The 16388-nt window shown below is 54.8% G+C and carries 18 protein-coding genes; all 18 read left to right on the top strand.

What is annotated here, in order from left to right; all coding sequences use genetic code 11:
* Window positions 1–14: 14 nt before the first annotated feature.
* The 18 genes from OKB77_RS18445 (at window position 15) to OKB77_RS18360 (ending at window position 16311) form a co-directional block, all read left to right on the top strand.
* Entirely contained in the window at window positions 15–653 is a 639-nt protein-coding gene (locus OKB77_RS18445; protein ID WP_139495311.1) for a hypothetical protein, read from the top strand.
* A complete protein-coding gene (locus tag OKB77_RS18440) occupies window positions 650–1411 on the top strand; it encodes a ParA family protein (protein ID WP_139495310.1) in 762 nt (253 codons plus the stop codon). The genes OKB77_RS18445 and OKB77_RS18440 overlap by 4 nt, the downstream gene beginning before the upstream one ends.
* Window positions 1408–1659 carry a hypothetical protein gene (locus tag OKB77_RS18435; RefSeq protein WP_107961297.1) on the top strand — a complete coding sequence of 84 codons (252 nt, stop codon included), beginning with the start codon at window positions 1408–1410 and terminating at the stop codon, window positions 1657–1659. The genes OKB77_RS18440 and OKB77_RS18435 overlap by 4 nt, the downstream gene beginning before the upstream one ends.
* Before the next feature lie 152 nt (window positions 1660–1811).
* Window positions 1812–2267, top strand: coding sequence for a helix-turn-helix domain-containing protein (locus tag OKB77_RS18430; protein WP_107961298.1), 456 nt, complete (start codon window positions 1812–1814; stop codon window positions 2265–2267).
* A gap of 80 nt (window positions 2268–2347) precedes the next feature.
* Complete coding sequence (locus OKB77_RS18425) at window positions 2348–4612, top strand: cobaltochelatase CobT-related protein (protein ID WP_270818112.1); 2265 nt, start codon at window positions 2348–2350, stop codon at window positions 4610–4612.
* 124 nt (window positions 4613–4736) lie between these two features.
* Window positions 4737–5933, top strand: a complete 1197-nt coding sequence (locus tag OKB77_RS18420; protein WP_139495308.1) for an AAA family ATPase — start codon at window positions 4737–4739, stop codon at window positions 5931–5933.
* 101 nt (window positions 5934–6034) lie between these two features.
* Entirely contained in the window at window positions 6035–6532 is a 498-nt protein-coding gene (locus tag OKB77_RS18415; protein WP_139495307.1) for a hypothetical protein, read from the top strand.
* Complete coding sequence (gene dnaE, locus OKB77_RS18410) at window positions 6510–8834, top strand: DNA polymerase III subunit alpha (protein ID WP_333563170.1); 2325 nt, start codon at window positions 6510–6512, stop codon at window positions 8832–8834. Before OKB77_RS18415 ends, dnaE begins: the two co-directional genes overlap by 23 nt.
* Entirely contained in the window at window positions 8831–9685 is an 855-nt protein-coding gene (locus OKB77_RS18405) for an NUMOD3 domain-containing DNA-binding protein (protein WP_107961303.1), read from the top strand. The genes dnaE and OKB77_RS18405 overlap by 4 nt, the downstream gene beginning before the upstream one ends.
* Window positions 9682–10863: a helix-hairpin-helix domain-containing protein gene (locus OKB77_RS18400; protein WP_270818110.1), complete on the top strand. Its 1182-nt coding sequence runs from the start codon at window positions 9682–9684 to the stop codon at window positions 10861–10863. Before OKB77_RS18405 ends, OKB77_RS18400 begins: the two co-directional genes overlap by 4 nt.
* Before the next feature lie 74 nt (window positions 10864–10937).
* On the top strand, window positions 10938–11249 hold the full coding sequence (locus OKB77_RS18395; protein ID WP_270818109.1) for a hypothetical protein: 312 nt from the start codon (window positions 10938–10940) through the stop codon (window positions 11247–11249).
* A gap of 1 nt (window position 11250) precedes the next feature.
* Window positions 11251–11661: a zinc-finger-containing protein gene (locus OKB77_RS18390; protein WP_107961306.1), complete on the top strand. Its 411-nt coding sequence runs from the start codon at window positions 11251–11253 to the stop codon at window positions 11659–11661.
* A gap of 8 nt (window positions 11662–11669) precedes the next feature.
* Window positions 11670–11954, top strand: coding sequence for a hypothetical protein (locus OKB77_RS18385; RefSeq protein ID WP_107961307.1), 285 nt, complete (start codon window positions 11670–11672; stop codon window positions 11952–11954).
* Between the two features lie 10 nt (window positions 11955–11964).
* Entirely contained in the window at window positions 11965–12525 is a 561-nt protein-coding gene (locus tag OKB77_RS18380) for a hypothetical protein (RefSeq protein ID WP_107961308.1), read from the top strand.
* A gap of 158 nt (window positions 12526–12683) precedes the next feature.
* Window positions 12684–13685, top strand: a complete 1002-nt coding sequence (locus tag OKB77_RS18375; protein ID WP_270818108.1) for a hypothetical protein — start codon at window positions 12684–12686, stop codon at window positions 13683–13685.
* Between the two features lie 55 nt (window positions 13686–13740).
* Window positions 13741–14673, top strand: a complete 933-nt coding sequence (locus tag OKB77_RS18370) for a hypothetical protein (protein WP_107961310.1) — start codon at window positions 13741–13743, stop codon at window positions 14671–14673.
* Between the two features lie 2 nt (window positions 14674–14675).
* Window positions 14676–15275: a DNA methyltransferase gene (locus tag OKB77_RS18365; RefSeq protein ID WP_213390104.1), complete on the top strand. Its 600-nt coding sequence runs from the start codon at window positions 14676–14678 to the stop codon at window positions 15273–15275.
* Window positions 15276–15291: 16 nt separating this feature from the next.
* A complete protein-coding gene (locus OKB77_RS18360) occupies window positions 15292–16311 on the top strand; it encodes a recombinase (protein WP_107961311.1) in 1020 nt (339 codons plus the stop codon).
* The last annotated feature ends 77 nt before the right edge of the window (window positions 16312–16388 follow it).

Here is a 16388-nt window from a genome sequence, read left to right as displayed (position 1 = left end):
CTGGAATTTGCCTAATGATTACGCTTGAAAATCTCTGCGGGAAGCGGAACTTCCCAGAGGAGCTGCATCAGTTCGCCATATGGGATATGGACGCTGACAACGTTGCTCCAATCCATCTCAGTGGGTTCTTTTACAGAGCCAAGTTTTTGGTTTCTCGCGAAGCCGCCAAGGCCGCCGCTGAGGCCATCGCCCGTGACATCTCCAACGCCAATCATCAAGGATTCGTCCACAACGACCGGTTCGAAAACTACCGGATCGCCTCTACGCCAATGCTGTTGGGCGATCTCAGACAGGGGCTTCAAAAGCTGGAGCTCGCTGACCGCCGCTGTGTCTTCTTTTCCCTCATCATGGGGTGGAGCCTTGAGCGCGTGTCCGAGCTTACCTGGCCAGAGGTGAAATCTATCTCCAGTATCATCAGCGATGCCGCGTGGGACGTTCTTGAGAGCCTGCCGCGTCATCTCCGATCAGATCTTGTCTTTTGGCGCGACACCGGTAACGGCGTTGCTCAACTGGCCGACATTCGTTTTAGGGTCGAAATGGCCTTTGGGTGCGACTACGACAAGCTGAGAAGCAAGTTCGCCAGCATGGTCTTTATAGACCCAGAGCTGGCGGCCCAAGAGGTTAGACAGCACTTTGGAGTTCAAGAGATATGAGAAAAGGGAAGATAGTGACGCTGGCCACGCAGAAGGGCGGAACCGGCAAATCTACGATAGCGCTAAACATCGGCCACGCGCTCCATTGCAAGGGCGTTCGCGTCGCCATCGTTGATTCTGACGAGCAAGCCTCTGCGGTCAGTTTCTACGGCCAGAGAAGAATTACTGCCAACGAGTCAGAGCTGGTTGACTTCGATATGGGGTTCCCGGAGGTAGCGAAAATCTCCTCTAACGCTCCGTACCGGAAGCAGCTCGAGCGTATTACCGAGTTTTACGATGTGGTCATCGTGGATACCAAGGGTGAGTTTGACCAGTTCCAGCACGACCTTCTTCGGATGTCAGACTACGTTATTTCGCCTGTTCAGGCTTCCGAGTTTGACCTGGAGCCGACCAAGCTGGTTCGCGATGCGGTGTCTCACGAGAACACCCAGAGAGAGGCTGACGAGCAGCTGGGGCTTTCCTACGTGTTGAGTAAGGTAAACCCCTCTGCCAACTCCACGAAGCATGTGGCTCGACTCATTGGGGACATGGGGTGTCACCTTATGTCGCGTAGCATTCGAACTGCGGACGTCATATCTGCCGTCTCCGCGCTGGGGTTCACCATCCTGGATGCTGCCAAGAATACCTCGATGATTAATCAGGTGATAAACAAGCGACGCCATCCCAGTGAGAGAGCGTCCTTCGACAAAGACCAAGTTTTAGATATTGCTGAAAGCGTGAACCAGATCGCTGATGAACTGATGGAGAGATTGAAATGAACAACGAAGGCCGCACCCTTGATGACCTTTTGAAGAACGATGAGGTTGAGGTCGAACTCAACGCACCGCAGGTCAGCTCTGAAAAAATGGTGTCCTTAAATGCTCAAATCCCAGAGTCGATAATGCGCGATCTGCGAATGATCTCTGCCTACACCGACACCAACATCAAGGATTTGATCGCGAAGGAAATTGGCAGATTCACAAAGCGAGCTAAAAAGAAAATGCTTGAGCAGATGGCAAATAATTAGAGATTTAGCTCTAGTTTCGACTGATAAAAATTACCTCAACAATCAAATGAGTCTTTAACTGATCCGATCTTGATTCAGTCAATCTTTACTGTATTCTCTTAATAGATTGTTGATTTTATTTTGCCACTGATGGTTTTCGCTGGAGTCTAAAAATGCACGATGTTCAAGCACAAGGGGGCCGAATCCCTGCTGATATTCCTTCCGTTCGAGAGTTGATTGAATTAGGTGTGGACCGCAATAATCCTGGCAAGAGTCAGTCAGAGCTGGCTCGGGAAATCGGATTTGCTGCCAATCAAACCTCAATGTTGTCCATGATCAAAAAAGGCACCTCAAGATTAAAACTTGGCCGTGTCGCCAGAACTGCAAAAGCACTAAAACTTGACCCGGTGATCCTGCTGGCTTCTGTTTTGAAGGAGCGCACCGAAGATGAGCCGGAGGCTTGGGAACTGATTCACAAAGTCATCAACGGGACTCACGATGAATCTGAGGAAAAGATCCTGCAGGTTTTTCGAGCGGTGGAGCAAGAGCGAGGCGAGCGTGTTGTTATGACGCCGGAGAAGGAAGCTCGGTTGATGGAGTTCGTCCGCACCCAACTTTTCGTAGATTAATCGCGGAATGTCGCTTTTAGCCCCTCACAGTGTTCGCTATCATTCAGTGAAAGCTGAACACTTTGAGGGGTTAAACATTAATGACTGCTTACACTGGACTGTTGACGCCTGTCTCGGTCATCCGAAATTCGATCTCCGCTATCACGCAAATTCTCGCTGGCCGCAATATCGCGGTTTATCAGCGTGGGCTTGTAGCCTGTGTTTCCTATAGCGAAGCAACCGGCGAGCCCGTATCTGTCACCCTCCCCTATCTTCCTGATGACGCCAGTGACGATCTGATCTTGGCGGTACAGGGCTTCCTCGATCACGAGGTTGGCCATCTTCTGTTTACCGACAACAAGGCTGTGCTTGAGATTGGCCATGACGCCGACTGGCTTCACATGCAGAACGTCCTGGAGGACCCGTTCGTTGAGAAGAATATGCAGAAGGCCTTCCCAGGGTCGAAAGCCACTATCACTCGGCTCCATACCTTCTTTATCGACCGTATTGTCAACGCAAACTACCAAAAGCTGCTCGACAGAGGATCCGTAAACCCTCTCGAATACTTTGGCGTTCTGCTGCCGTGTATCTCCCGTGCCTGGCACCAGTTCGTCACCTTCGACGAGTACATGAAGGACAAGTGGCACCATGTAGAGCCAATCATCAAGAAGCTGCCGGCCGACATATCTGAGAGGGTTTGCGCTGCCAATAGCACCAGCGACAACATCGCCCTCGCTCGCTTCCTCATCGATGCCATCATGCGGGTGCCGGATGATGACGAGCATGATGACACCGGTATGGCCGACAGTGAGTCGTCCGAGCCGGGCTCCGAGCCATCTGGCAAGTCCAGCCCAGGAAGGGGTAAATCGCCCAAGCGCGATGTTCTGATCGACGAGGAGGGTGATTACGAAGAGCCGGAACATGAGCCCTCCACTGACGGCATGGATGAGACAGCAGAAGAGGCGCCAGGCGACGAAGATAGCTCTCCTTCATCTGAACCTGCCCCTGCCGGTTTCTCAGAAGACGACGCGGGCGAAACTGATGATTCTGGCGATGATGAAACCGAGGCTGACTTGGAAGAAGACGCCACTGTAGAGACCGACGAGGACGACTCGGAAGAAGGGGCCACTTTTGGCTCTGACGAGTTCGACGACGAGGTTGATGAAACTGCAGAAGGCGACGGCCCGGACGAAGATCTCGATTTGGATGCCAAGATGTCCTCAGCTGGCCGAGAATCTGACGATGTGGATGAGGTTTCTCTCTCCGGTAAGGGCGGCCCTAAAAAGGCAAAGGGCGAAGAGCCCGAAGCGGAGCCTGAGTCGGAAGAGGACAAGGAACCGGTCTGGACTCCGGGCGAGGGCGAGTCTCTCATGGACTACTCGGTAGGCGACATGGAGACGGCGCTCGAGGGGTCAATAGCGTCCATGGCCTCGGATGCCGCCAAGAAGTCTTCCTATGTCATCTACTCAACGGACAACGACACGATTGAGCCGTTCAAGGTTCACTCGATGGCAGCCCTTGCGGCTAAAGCACTGCCCAAGATTGAGGCGTTGACCAAGCATCAGGTCGGCGTCATGCAGAACAGCCTACAGCGAGCGCTGGTGTCGAAGAACAAGTCGCACTGGCGAACGGCTCAAGAGAGCGGGCGGATAAACACAGCGGCGCTCTCGCGCTTGTTTGTGGGGGATACCAGGGTGTTCCGTCGCAAAGTAGAGCACCGAAGTAAAAGCTTCGATGTCTCCCTGCTGATCGACTGCTCCGGCTCGATGGCTCACGGTTCCGGTACTTTGACGCGCTTCCAGACGGCAATGGTGGCCGCCTACGCAATGGCTGACACCCTTCACCGGATCGGCGTGAACTTCGAGATCTTGGGGTTCACTACAAAATCTCACACCTCCGAATGGAGCGAATCCTGTCACAGGGAGATGCACAAGCATGGGGTCAAATTCGGCCGGATAGATTGGCTCTACATGCCGATCTTCAAATCGTTCGAAGAGCGGTGGGGCCCGAAAGCGATGGAGCGAATAGGTGCTGCGTTCTCGACCGACAACTTCCTGCGAGAAAACGTTGATGGCGAGTGCGTCCAGATTGCCGCTCAAAGGCTTATAGCTCAGCGGTCAGAGGGGAAGATGTTGATAGTCCTCTCGGACGGTGTCCCGGCTTGTCACACCTACGATCACTCCTCTTTGTCTCGCCACTTGTCCAAATCGGTCAAGTCAGCCGAGAAGGCCGGCATCAAGGTGATAGGGGTGGGGATCGATACCGACTCGGTGTCGAGATTCTACGACGACCATATCGTCCTGCGGGATGTGACGAAGCTGCCGACAGAACTTGTTGAGCAGGTGCAGAGAGTGCTGCTCCGGTAATCATCGCAATCAGGGCGATTCGGTCGCCTCCGTTGGTCAGTAAATATTGACTGTTTATCGCCCTGAGATTCGCGTTTAGAATGACAGCGTTGTTTAAGCTAACACTTACTGAACAGAGGGAAACATGACTGATCTCACCGCTATTGCCAATCCAGATGAAAAAATCTCCTGCGCTATCTGTCACGCAAAGGTTCACGCGATCCAGCTCCATCTTCGCGACCACCACCCCGACGTGACCGTTGAGCAATACAAGGCGAACTACCCAGATGCGCCTCTGTTGAGCGAGGCAGCTATCGCTCGCATCAACGCCCGCAACAAGACAAAAGAGGAGCTGACGGCTTCAGCGGAGCTCAGCGCGGCCAGCATGAAGATGGTCGAGACGAAGAACCTGCCTCTCTACGATGTGTTCGAGCTTGGCAAGAAGTGTAAAGGGGCAATGAGAGCGGACGGATCTCCGATCATGGTCGAGGTCGCCGGCTCAACAGAGTGGGATATGCAGATCCCGGATGTGGATGACCGCTATGTCTTCGATGTGGACGTTTTGAAGACGTTGCTGATGGGCATGGTAATGAAGATCCCGACTTATCTCTGGGGCCACGCCGGCACCGGTAAATCGACCATATTCGAGCAGATGTACGCCAGGCTTCATCGACCGATTATTCGGATCCAGCACACCGGCTCAACCGAAGAGGCTCATATTCTCGGCCAGATGGCTGCAGACCCAGAGCGAGGCACCTTCTTCTCGCCCGGGCCCTTGCCGCTTGCGATGAAGTACGGCTGGGGATACCTCGCCGATGAGTACGACTTCTCTTTCCCCCAGGTGCTTGCCGTTTATCAGGCCGTGCTTGAGGGTAAGCCGCTAATCATCAAGGACGCGCCGGCCGACTCTGAGTGGCGGGTTGTTCACCCTCATCCGAACTTCCACTTCATGGCGACTGGGAACACTAATGGATCTGGCGATGACAGCGGCCTGTACCTGGGCACCAACATCCAGAACGCGGCGAACTTCGAGCGCTTTGGCATTGTTCTCCAGATGAAGTACATGCCGGCCAAGCAAGAGGCGGCCGTCGTCTCGTCTCAGGGCAATATTGCGATGCCGGATGCGGAGCGACTCGTCCGCTTTGCCAACCTTGTTCGCGAGGCCTTCGATGCCAAGAAGATTGGCGCCACTCTCGGCCCTCGCGTGTTGATTAATGCCGCCCGAATCGGTGTGGCCAGAGCATCCTTCATGACCGGCCTGCAGCTGTCATTCTTGAACCGACTGACACCTGTTGATAAGGAGACCTGCGCCCAAATCGCAGCGCGGGTTGTCGAAGGATGATCCCCTCCCCTCAGCCCTGGCATCACTGCCAGGGCCAAATTGTCTGCTTCTCTGCCAGCGCCAAGAGCTGCAAGGAGTGCCCTCAAAACAAGGAGTGTGCGTTGGAGGTGCGTTCTCGCCTCCACTCACTTCAAGAGCGGATTGATGTCTCCAAGCTTTTGCATGGCGTCCAGGCGTTCCTTGATCGCAAGGGCGTGTCACGCGGCGACATCAAGGTCGAGCTTGTCTCCGGGGCCAAGCCGCTGATTGGCAAAAGCAGAGAGAGATTTGAGAGTCGCCGCGACTTGTCGTCCCTCTCCGTTCACGCAAGGCGTATTGCCACTGCCATTGAGAAGTCAGGCATCGATATGGTTGCCGACTCCAAGCAAGGCGTGAACTCGTTCAAGACGATGAAGATGCGGCCCGGCTACCTCGCTGAAATCCAAGAACTGCTGAACAAGAGACGCCCGTTCTCCAGGCTCGAATTGAAACTCGCCATTGGGCGAGCGGTGACGCTCTCTCCGTCCAGCATGAACAACACATCCTCCTTCGTTATCTCCGCACTGGAGGCGTTGGAGGTGATTACCCAAGTCGGAGATGGCTTATATGCACCTAACTAACGCTCGCTCCCACTTCTCGATGGGTCGAGCCGTGTCCTCGGTTGACGCGATCGTCAAGAAGGCTTTGGAGATGGGTTATCAAAGCGTCATCCTCGCCGATGACGCGACAATATCCGGGATGACTGACCTGTTTAAGGCCATGCCCGAAGACTGCGGCGCCAAGGCGATTATAGGGACCTCCATCAAGGTGTTTGATGACCCTACTTATCGCCCGCCATCGAAGAAGAGCGGCCTTGAGATAAAGCCGAATCACTTCTGGGAGGCAAAGCTTCTGGTCAAGAATGAGGAGGGGCTGAAGGCTCTGTTTTCTCTTCTGACCAAGGCCAGGTCTGAGGAGTATTTCTACTATGAGCCTCGCATCGGGGTTCTCGATCTGGTCAAAGCCTTGAGAAGTGACGGGCTGATCCTGACGACCGGTGATTTCTTTTCGCTGTTTGCCCACTGCAAAGCAGACAAGATCTACTCTGCTCTGGTCAAGCATGTCCCAGCGCATCAGCGCGTCATAGAGCTCGTCCCGCTCAAGAGCGCATACTTTGATCGCGTCAATTCGATAGCGTCTCAGAAAGCGATTGAGAGCGATTCCCGCGTGATGCTTTCAAGGCCGATTCTCTACGTCGAGAAGGGGCAGGATGACGCCCGCGATGTAATGAGTTACATCATTGGCCAAGGTAGCGCCGTCCACCCACTGCGGAACATCCCGTACAACCGCGACTTGCACATGCTGTCCCCGTCGGAGATGGAGGCGGAGATATTGGAGTGGAGAAAGCGGACAGGCATTACTGTTCCCGACGACACTCAGGCCATCGTCGATGACTGCCAGTATCGCTGGCAGAAGCAAGGCATGTGTCTCCCGCAGATGGCGGAGGATGAGTTTGCAGAGCTTACCAAGCTGTGCCTGGAGGGCTTCAAAAATCGCCTGACCAAGAAGGTGTTTGGCTACCAGCCTTCGCCCGAGAAGTTGCCCGAGTACCGCGCCCGCCTCAAGTATGAGCTTGGCGTGTTGCGCGACATGAAGTTCGACCGGTACTTCCTGTTGATCAGGGACATCATTATGTGGTCGAAGAGCAACGGCATTATGGTTGGCCCTGCCCGGGGTTCCGCGGGCGGCTCACTGGTGGCGTTTTTGATTGGCGTTACCGATGTTGACCCTATCCGCTTTGGCCTGATCTTCGAGCGCTTCCTTAACCCAGATCGTCTGGACTATCCCGACGTCGATACCGACTTTATGAGTAGCCGGCGCCATGAGGTGCTTGAGTACATCACGAATCGGTTCGGGCAGGATCATGTGGCTGGGATTAGTAACTACTCCACCCTGGCGGCCGCTTCTGCTATTCGGGATGTTGCACGTATCCATGACCTCCCGCAGCAGGACTACAGCTGCACCAAGGTGATCGATCAGGGCATGAGTCTGTCTGAGGCCAAGGAGCTGCCGGAGATCAGCCGGTACGCCTCCGCTCACCCGAGAGAGTTTGCCATTTCTGAGACGCTCGAAGGCGCTATGCGCAGCCTAAGCCGTCACGCCGCGGGCGTTGTGGTTGCCGGTGAACCTCTCACCCGCCGTAGCGCGGTAGAGGTGCGGAATGGCGAGCAGACGGTCAACTGGGACAAGCAGGTCGTTGAGGACTTTGGGTTGATAAAGCTCGATATTCTGGGCCTGTCCACCCTGGACACACTCAACCTGGCCAGACAGAAAATCCAAGACCGCCATAAGGTTCAGCTCGATTTCACATCCATCCCTCTCGATGACGAGAAGGTGCTTAAGGCCTTCGCGGCAGGGGATACGGCCGGTGTATTCCAGTTCGTCTCCCACGGTATGCGGCAGCTGCTTAAAGACCTGTCCGAGGGTGGCAGGGACCTCTCGTTCGAGGACATCTATGCGGCAACGGCTTTGTTCCGCCCAGGCCCTCTCCAGTCGGGCATGACGGAAGAGTACGTCCGCATCAAGCAAGGCATGGTGAAGCCTCACTATCCACATCCTCGCGCAGAAGACGCGCTCCGTAAAACCCGTGGCGTCATGGTTTTTCAGGAGCAGACCATGCAGCTATCGCGTGACCTAGCCGGCTTCTCGATGGCCGAGTCAGACAAGATCCGTAAGGCGATTGGTAAGAAGGATGCGGCCTTGATGGAGTCCATTGGTAGCAAGTTCATCGAGCAGACTCAAGCCGGATGGATCACTGTCGAGCTGAAAGATGGTACTCGCAGGGAAGTACACGCTGCCGCCCGATTCCCAGTTAAAGGGGACGCATCATTGAAGCTCACTGTTGATGAAGCAATCGAGAGGGGGGTTGAGCTGATTTTATGATTACGAAGGAACAGTTGAAGGCTGTCTATATCGATCAGGGGAGAACTCTGATCGAGACAGCAAAGATACTTGGTTGCTCTCAAAGCCACGTTAATTACCTGGCAAAGAGATACGGCCTAAGAAAGAGAAAGCCGTATGTATTCGTCACCCCGGAGCGAGACGAGCTAAAGGCGCTGTATATCGATCAAATGATGACTAGATGGGAACTCGCGGCCCACTACGGCGTTTCTGTGGCTTGCGTAGACAACTGGATTTCAAAGTTTGACCTGACAGCTAAAGCGCTGGGACTTGGAGAAAAGAAAACTCAGAAGTCATGGACGGAGGGGTTAAGTAAAGAATCTGACGAGCGCATAGCGAGAGCCGCGGAAAAGAAAAGTGGCAGTTTGAATCCCATGTATGGCAAGCGCTCGTGGAACTCAGGGGCCACCAAGGAAACTGACGAGAGAGTCGCTGGCGTATCGAAATCTCTAACAGGTAGGCCAAAGTCGCCTGAACACAGAGAGAAGTTGGCTGCAGCAAAGAGAGGGAAGTTTGGCCCAGCATCTAACAGATGGAAGGGTGGCGAGTTTACCCCGTATCCAACTGTCACTACGAAAGGTGGGAAGAAGTACGCACATAGAGCGCTAGCCGAGAAGCTGCTACGCCGGCCACTAGCAACAGAGGAGCACGTTCACCATGCAGACAGGGATAAGTTCAACTGTTCGCCGGAGAACCTGATCGTCCTTAATACCTCTGTCCATACGGCTCTGCATAGCAAGTGCAAATCGAGGGATGTTAACGAGCAGATTGCATGGCTAACAAGCAACGGCTTTGAGTTTATTTGGCTTAAAAGTTTCGAGGAGACTGCATGAAGGTAATTAGCAGAGAGCCGGGCCTGGGCGAAGAGCTGGCGAGAGAAATTTGGCACAACATAGAGGTCAACGGTGGTTATCAATTTAACGCGAGCCACTCAGTCGCCTATACGCTGATCTCCTATCTGTGCATGTGGGTCAAGGTCCACTACCCCGCGGAGTTTTTTGCCGCCGCACTGTCGATTGCGAAAGAGGACGAGTTGCCCTCAATCGTCAAAGATGCCGAGAAGTCGGGGATCTATGTGGTCCCGCCCTGCATCAACACATCCACCGACGCCTTCGAGATAGGGTACGACATGCTGCGGGAGCAGCACATTCTCTATGCCCCGCTCCAAGCGGTTAAACAGGTGTCGGACAATGGCGTGAAGGCGATCCTCAAGGCGAGAGAGGCCCATGGCGGCCGCTTCAAATCGAAGGCTCACTTTATCGAGTCGGTGGAGCGTCGATTGGTCAACAAGCGGGTTCAGGAGAACCTGGAGCTGGTAGGCGCCTTTTACGCGATAGAGCCTGGCAGTCTGGATCCGAGACACCCAGATCGTCTCCGTGATCAAAAGTCCCTGCTGCCAAACCTCATGCTGAGAAGTGTGAAGGCGAACCGTCCCATCCTGATCGATGCGTTTGTGGAGAGTCAGCTTGAGGTTCTGTTCGATGACATGCGGAAGATGGGACTGGACGATGAGGGCCTGACGGTAGGGCCTCAGCCGGTCATTCCAACTCACGGCAAGAAGCCGAAATTCATGTTCGTGACGGACTCTCCGGCCTACTCCGAGTGCGAGTCAAAGCGGTTTGCCGAGGGGAAGAGCTTCAACTACACGCTGAGCGCCCTCAAAGAGGCAGAGCTCAAAAAGTCAGACGGTTATTACACCGCCCTGGTGAAGACCAAGAAGGCGGATAAGCAGCTGACGACAGCGGAGATAAACACTTGGTCGCACTTCCTCGATGCGGAGATCGAGCTCCTCAAGCCTCCCGTGATCATCGCTGCAGGGGGCGCAGTGGCTAGACACCTGTGCCCGGATGTCAAAGGCGGCTGGGAGGCGATTGCGGGGACTTCCGTTTACGACGTAAAGCGGGACTGCACCATCATCTTCGCCCCCAACCCGCAGATGGTTTACGCCAAGCCTGACGTCCAGACGGTGCTGGACAACATCATGTGCGATGTTGCCGAAATGATGCGATAAGCCCGTGGGGGCGATGTAGAGCCCCCACTCTCATTACGCGAAAATAAGCGTGAACTGAACAGAGAGAGGTCGCTATGACACCCTACAAATTGCTCAATGCCGAAAAGAAAGCGGCTAAATCACCCGACACATTCAAGCTCCCAGATGCGGAGGCTCGAGCCTCTCTTGGGCCAGGTATCTATGCCAAGCTTGGCTTCGACCCTTGCATTGAAAATTGCCCGTCCGAGCGGATGTGGGTGCTTGTTCTGAACAAGCTAGAGGGCCAGCCATATCTGTACGAGGGGATACTGAAGAACAATCCGGAGTTCATCCCGCCGGAGATCTTGTCGTGTTATGACCTCGTTCATTTCTCGCCAGAGCACATTTTCGAAATTCTGAGGCCGTAGGATGAAGAGAAATACCCCTATATGCCCGTATTGCGGCGAGAGATCGGTTTTCACATCAAGTAGAGAGGTCTACAGCGGTCGAGACTTTGGCCCTATCTACCTCTGCAAATGCCTCCCTGGATGGGCCTATGTCGGCTGCCACCCGGGGACTGTTAAGCCTCTTGGCCGGCTCGCGGACAAAGAGTTGCGGTTTTGGAAGAAGCAGGCTCACGCCGCTTTCGACCCTCTATGGAAGGGAAAGCACATGAAGCGTGGACAGGCTTATGGCTGGTTGGCCGAGCAGCTCGGGATCGACAAGAGCGACTGCCATATCGGCATGTTCGACGTCAAAACCTGCGAGCGGGTGAAGTTTATTTGCCTTGCCAAGCAAAATGAAATTGCTTTGCGTGGTCAGCAAATGTTTACTGTTTAGGTGTTACAATGGCAAAAAATATTGAACAGGCTGTGGAACTGGCCCAGCAGGTTTCCTCTCCTTCTTTTCTGATGCCGGTCGTTGGCGCGTTGTGCGCTCACATGACCTATTCGTCCAATTGCAAGAATGACCGGTACGACGTTGGCAATGTGCCATGCGACATGGCCATTCATCAGCTTCTTAGCGACCTGCGCAAGGCTTGCAACGAGCTGGGTGTGAACTTCGAGGAGATGGTCAAGATTGCGGCCAGCGACAGCCCGTCATTCCATTTATTCCCCTCATTGCTGCATTAAGGAGTTGATCATGACCGCACTGCCTCTCGATGAAACAGATCTCCCTGTCGAGGAGACGAAGAAGACGGAGGCTTCACGCGAGCGCTTCTCTGCCGAGACATTGCGGCGTGACCTGGCGATCAATGATGCCGATCTGGACTCGGCTATGACTGAGCAGGCTGGCCTGTATGGGTTCTATTCCATGCAGTACGCAAAGGCGCAGTTTGAAGCGGATCAGGCAAAAATTCGTGCGGAAGTTGCCAAGGCCCGGGCCTATAAGGACGTCCGGTCACGACTGATTAGCAAGGGTGCCAAGTTCTCCGAGGCCCTGCTAGAGGCGGAGGTGACTCTTCACCCCGAATATCAGGACGCCCTGGAACTGTCGGCCAAATACCGGATGCGAGCTGAAATGCTCCGTCAGTCCCTTGAGGCTTTGAAGCAGAGAAGGGACATGTTGGTTCAGAAGGGCAAGTCACGGCTTGAGGAGCTTCGTGGGGAAGTTTATCTGCGTGGCGAACTCTCTCTGGCTGACAAAAAAGCGCATGCCAAGCGCAAGATCGCAGAAGCTCAGGGCGCCATGGGCGACGAATAGGCAATGCGTTTTTGTGTGTTGTTGGTTCAGTAAACACTTACTATAATGCGCTAGAAGTTAAGAAAAACAGCTGCCAACAGTGTTGTTGTCAGCATATCGCTGAACCCCTTACCGCTGCGGCTCAGAGGGGTAGGCACCATAAACACAAGGAAAAAGTTATGAGTACAGCAGTCTCCACCGGTCTTTCCACCTCCCTGCGCGACCGCATTCTGGCCAAGAAGAAGGACATCAAGGCCAAGTCAGGTCTTCGCGCTGATGTTTTGAAGATCCCTGTTGGTAAGCACAAGTTCCGCATCCTGCCGGCTCACCCTGAGTTGGGCGCGGAAGCTGACTTCTGGGCCGACTTTGGTCAGCACTACATCAAGGACTTGGAGGACAAGACCAAGGCTGTATATGTGTGTACTGACAAGACTTTTGGCCGTCCCTGTGGCGTTTGCCAAGCTCTCGAGGCTGCCGGCCGTGGTGTTACTGACGATCAGGAGCTCAAGGCGATTACCGATAGTCAGTGCAAACGCGCTGAAATTCTGGTGAACGTTCTACACCTGAACTCCAGCGACAAAGCCGGTATCCCGCAGATCTTGCAGATGACCCCGACCACCTTTGCGAAGGTTCTGGACCTGGTTGACGAGTACGGCGACATCACCAGCCTGACAGAGGGCACTGACTTGATCATCACTCGCGAAGGGGTCGGCCTGAATACTGAGTATTCCGTTCAGCCGGCTCGTACCTCTGCGAAGGTCGATCCGTCCGTTCTGAATGGCATGGTCAACCTGCAGGAGTTCATCAAGCAGGAGTCTGAGGAGGGCGCTCGCAAGGCTATCTCCCAGGTGAACGCCATCGTCGGCATCATCGAGCCTGCTGATTTCGCTCCCCGCGCCATCGAGCGCAAGCCTGCCGCTAAGGCGCTGGCTGCCGCGACTATCGACATGGACGTTGCTCCGGCGAAGTCTGCTGTGGTCATGGACGAGGACGACGTTCCGTTCACTCCGTCCTCCCCCAAGAGCGCCGCGCTGTCTGACACCGAGCTCGATGAACTGATGTCCATCGACGAGGAGTTGGCCGCGACCGGTACTGACGGTGCGGCAGCGCCGAGCAAGACCTCTTCCTCTGCGAGTGTCGATGACCTCGATGCTCTGCTGGGTGAACTGGACAGCATCTAATTCGCGCTGAACAAAGGGCGGGCAAGTGCTCGCCCTTTTCTATTGGGGAACAACTATGCCATCCATCATCTTGATCGACGCCAACTCCGTCGGTTATGCAGGTCAACACGCCGCCGACCTTAAAACTGGCGACCAGCCTACCCAGGCGATTTACAACTCCCTCGTGGCGCTGCGGAATCAAAGAGCTCTCGATCCGACCGCTCGCATCTTCTATCTGTGGGACAGCCGGGCCCAATTCCGCTTCGACATTCTGCCTTCGTACAAGGGCAAGCGCAGCGACACTCCCGAGAAGGTGAAGGCCAAGGAGGAGTACCACTCCCAACAGCCGTTCATTGAGAAGATGGTCGGGCTGCTCGGTATCGATCAAATCCGGATAGACGGGTTTGAGGCGGACGACGTGGCCTATCAGATGACCAAGCGCTTTGTGGCCAAGGGGTACAAGGTGAAGCTGGTCAGCTCTGACAAAGACTGGCTGCAAATGCTGTTGTCGCCAGATGTCTCCTGGTACGACCCTCGCCTCGACCGCTCCTGCAACCTGAACTTCTTCGACGACTTCACCGGCTACGACCGGATCGACCACTTCGTTGCGGCCAAGTGCATAGAGGGTGACACCTCTGACAACATCGATGGGGTCCCCGGGCTTGGCGAGAAGGCATGCAAGCTGATCTTCTCTCGCTGGGACAGTATCTCGGAGATGGTGAAGGAGTATCGCGCCACAGGTGGGTTCACAAAGGAGCTGCTCGGCCCTGACTTCAGTCGCCACCTCAAGAAGCTCAATGCCTTCTGTGCGAACGAAGGCGGCGCGATGGAGATTTACATCCGAAATCAGCGCCTCATCAATCTGGCCCGTGCGCCGGAGATCCCCAACATCCAATTCATCCAGGGAAAGCCAGACGAGCTCGGCTTCTTCGATGCTTGCGGGGAGCTCGCCTTCCTGTCGATTACTGGCAAGCCAGCCCCTTGGATTAACGCATTTTTCGCGAGGTAACAATGAGCTCTGCAGGCAGATCAAAACGTCGTGAAAACGACTTTTACCCGAGTCCTGAATGGACTGTAAAGGTGCTGCTGAAACGCCTAAAGCTGAGGCCAGACGATGTGTTTCTGGAGCCGGCTAGAGGTGATTCAGCAATATACGATCTGGTTGCGCTGGAATCGAAAAAGTGGGCCGAGTTGTCGATGGGGGTGGACTATCTAAACAATGACCTCGACCTCTCTGCTGACGTCATCATCACCAACCCTCCCTACCTGTTGTTGGAGGAGTTCATCAAGACCGCTATAGACCGAGACCTCAAGCCTCGTGGGACGGTTGCGATGCTGTTGCGGTTGAATGCCCTTGGCGCCCACATCCGTTATGAATTTTGGAGCCTGTACCCTCCAACCCACACGCTGACGCTGACCCCAAGACCGACATTTACCGGCGGAGGCACCGACTCCTCTGAATATGCCTGGTTTATCTGGGACTACGGCGGCAGATACCTCGACCGACCGATTGCCGTCGCCTCGAGAACAGAAGTGGATCCAACCTACAAACCAAGGAAAGTTGTAAAAAAGGTTCCAACCTTTAAAGCAACCTCCGAAGCAGTCGTTTAAAAAAGGAATCAAGGTAATGAGCAAAACAGCAAGCATTGCATCTGCCATCGAAGAAATCTTCGGAGGTGAGCCTGATACCGTTGGTGTTCGTCATTGGCTCGATACCGGCTACGCTCCGCTCAACATGGCCCTGACCGGTCGCCCGCTCGAGGGGCTGCCGTCCGGCCGTATCGTCCAGATGTACGGAGACAGCTCTTCCGGCAAGACGGTCATTTCCGTTGATCTGATGATTGCGGCACAGAAGGCGGGCGGTCTGGCGCTCTTTATGGACCACGAGCGTACCTTCATGAAAGACCTTGCCGAGGCGCGAGGCCTGAATATGGAGCGTGGCCGCTTCTCGCTGCAGTACCCGCGCACCTTCGAAGAGAGCATCACAAAGGCGGTGAAGTGGGCTCGATACATTCGTGACAACGAGCTGGTGCCTGAGTCCGCCCCCTTGATTGTCGTGTTCGACTCCCTGAACTCCATGGTGCCGCAGAGCAAGATGGAGAAGGAGCTGGACGAGCTCAAGATGAATGACAAGTTGGCCCTAGCGGCATCGTGCAGCTCGGTGTTCCCCGCGCTCACTGTGCTGGCCGAAGAGACCGACTGCCTGATGTTATTCCTCGACCAGATCCGACAAGACCCAGGCGTCATGTTCGGCGACAACACCAAGACATCCGGCGGCAAAGCGCCCGGCTTCTACTCGACCATCCGCATCGCTCTCAGTCGCAAGGTGATCAAGAAAGACGGGGCAGAGCTGGGTCAGTCCATCGTGGCCAAGATCGTCAAGAACAAGGTCGGTCGGCCGTTCCTTACCGCAGAGTGGGACTTCCTGTTCGATGAGGACGGCTCCGGCTTCCTCGACCGCATCGGCGGCATGGTCGATTACCTGGTCAATCGGGGCATCATCGCCAAAGCCGGTGCGTACCTGGAGTTCAAGGGCAAGAAAGTGCATCGCGGCCCGCTGGTTGAGGCTCTGCGCAAGGCCGACGCCTACACCGAGTTGCTGCAAATGCTGATCGACTTCGAGAAGGCTAACGCAGAGGTCGAATAGCGAAAATCGAGGAATTGCAGGGGCGTGTATAGACGCGCCTCTGCAGTCACTTTAATATGTAAGCGTTTACTGAAAAC

Origin of the sequence: Aeromonas sp. Y318-3 (genome assembly GCF_027706185.1) — a bacterium.
Classification (GTDB): Bacteria; Pseudomonadota; Gammaproteobacteria; order Enterobacterales; family Aeromonadaceae; genus Aeromonas; species Aeromonas veronii.
The sequence above is the reverse complement of the archived record's forward strand: the minus strand, read 5'-3'. Positions and strand labels throughout refer to the sequence as shown.

Excerpts from the sequence above, each read along its gene's own strand:
- OKB77_RS18400 (WP_270818110.1), top strand. The coding sequence starts at position 9,682 with ATGAAGGTAATTAGCAGAGAGCCGGGCCTGGGCGAAGAGCTGGCGAGA.
- OKB77_RS18390 (WP_107961306.1), top strand. The coding sequence starts at position 11,251 with ATGAAGAGAAATACCCCTATATGCCCGTATTGCGGCGAGAGATCGGTT.
- OKB77_RS18425 (WP_270818112.1), top strand. The coding sequence starts at position 2,348 with ATGACTGCTTACACTGGACTGTTGACGCCTGTCTCGGTCATCCGAAAT.
- OKB77_RS18430 (WP_107961298.1), top strand. The coding sequence starts at position 1,812 with ATGCACGATGTTCAAGCACAAGGGGGCCGAATCCCTGCTGATATTCCT.
- OKB77_RS18445 (WP_139495311.1), top strand. The coding sequence starts at position 15 with ATGATTACGCTTGAAAATCTCTGCGGGAAGCGGAACTTCCCAGAGGAG.
- OKB77_RS18395 (WP_270818109.1), top strand. The coding sequence starts at position 10,938 with ATGACACCCTACAAATTGCTCAATGCCGAAAAGAAAGCGGCTAAATCA.
- OKB77_RS18365 (WP_213390104.1), top strand. The coding sequence starts at position 14,676 with ATGAGCTCTGCAGGCAGATCAAAACGTCGTGAAAACGACTTTTACCCG.
- OKB77_RS18380 (WP_107961308.1), top strand. The coding sequence starts at position 11,965 with ATGACCGCACTGCCTCTCGATGAAACAGATCTCCCTGTCGAGGAGACG.
- OKB77_RS18375 (WP_270818108.1), top strand. The coding sequence starts at position 12,684 with ATGAGTACAGCAGTCTCCACCGGTCTTTCCACCTCCCTGCGCGACCGC.
- dnaE (WP_333563170.1), top strand. The coding sequence starts at position 6,510 with ATGGCTTATATGCACCTAACTAACGCTCGCTCCCACTTCTCGATGGGT.
- OKB77_RS18440 (WP_139495310.1), top strand. The coding sequence starts at position 650 with ATGAGAAAAGGGAAGATAGTGACGCTGGCCACGCAGAAGGGCGGAACC.
- OKB77_RS18370 (WP_107961310.1), top strand. The coding sequence starts at position 13,741 with ATGCCATCCATCATCTTGATCGACGCCAACTCCGTCGGTTATGCAGGT.
- OKB77_RS18405 (WP_107961303.1), top strand. The coding sequence starts at position 8,831 with ATGATTACGAAGGAACAGTTGAAGGCTGTCTATATCGATCAGGGGAGA.
- OKB77_RS18385 (WP_107961307.1), top strand. The coding sequence starts at position 11,670 with ATGGCAAAAAATATTGAACAGGCTGTGGAACTGGCCCAGCAGGTTTCC.
- OKB77_RS18420 (WP_139495308.1), top strand. The coding sequence starts at position 4,737 with ATGACTGATCTCACCGCTATTGCCAATCCAGATGAAAAAATCTCCTGC.
- OKB77_RS18435 (WP_107961297.1), top strand. The coding sequence starts at position 1,408 with ATGAACAACGAAGGCCGCACCCTTGATGACCTTTTGAAGAACGATGAG.
- OKB77_RS18360 (WP_107961311.1), top strand. The coding sequence starts at position 15,292 with ATGAGCAAAACAGCAAGCATTGCATCTGCCATCGAAGAAATCTTCGGA.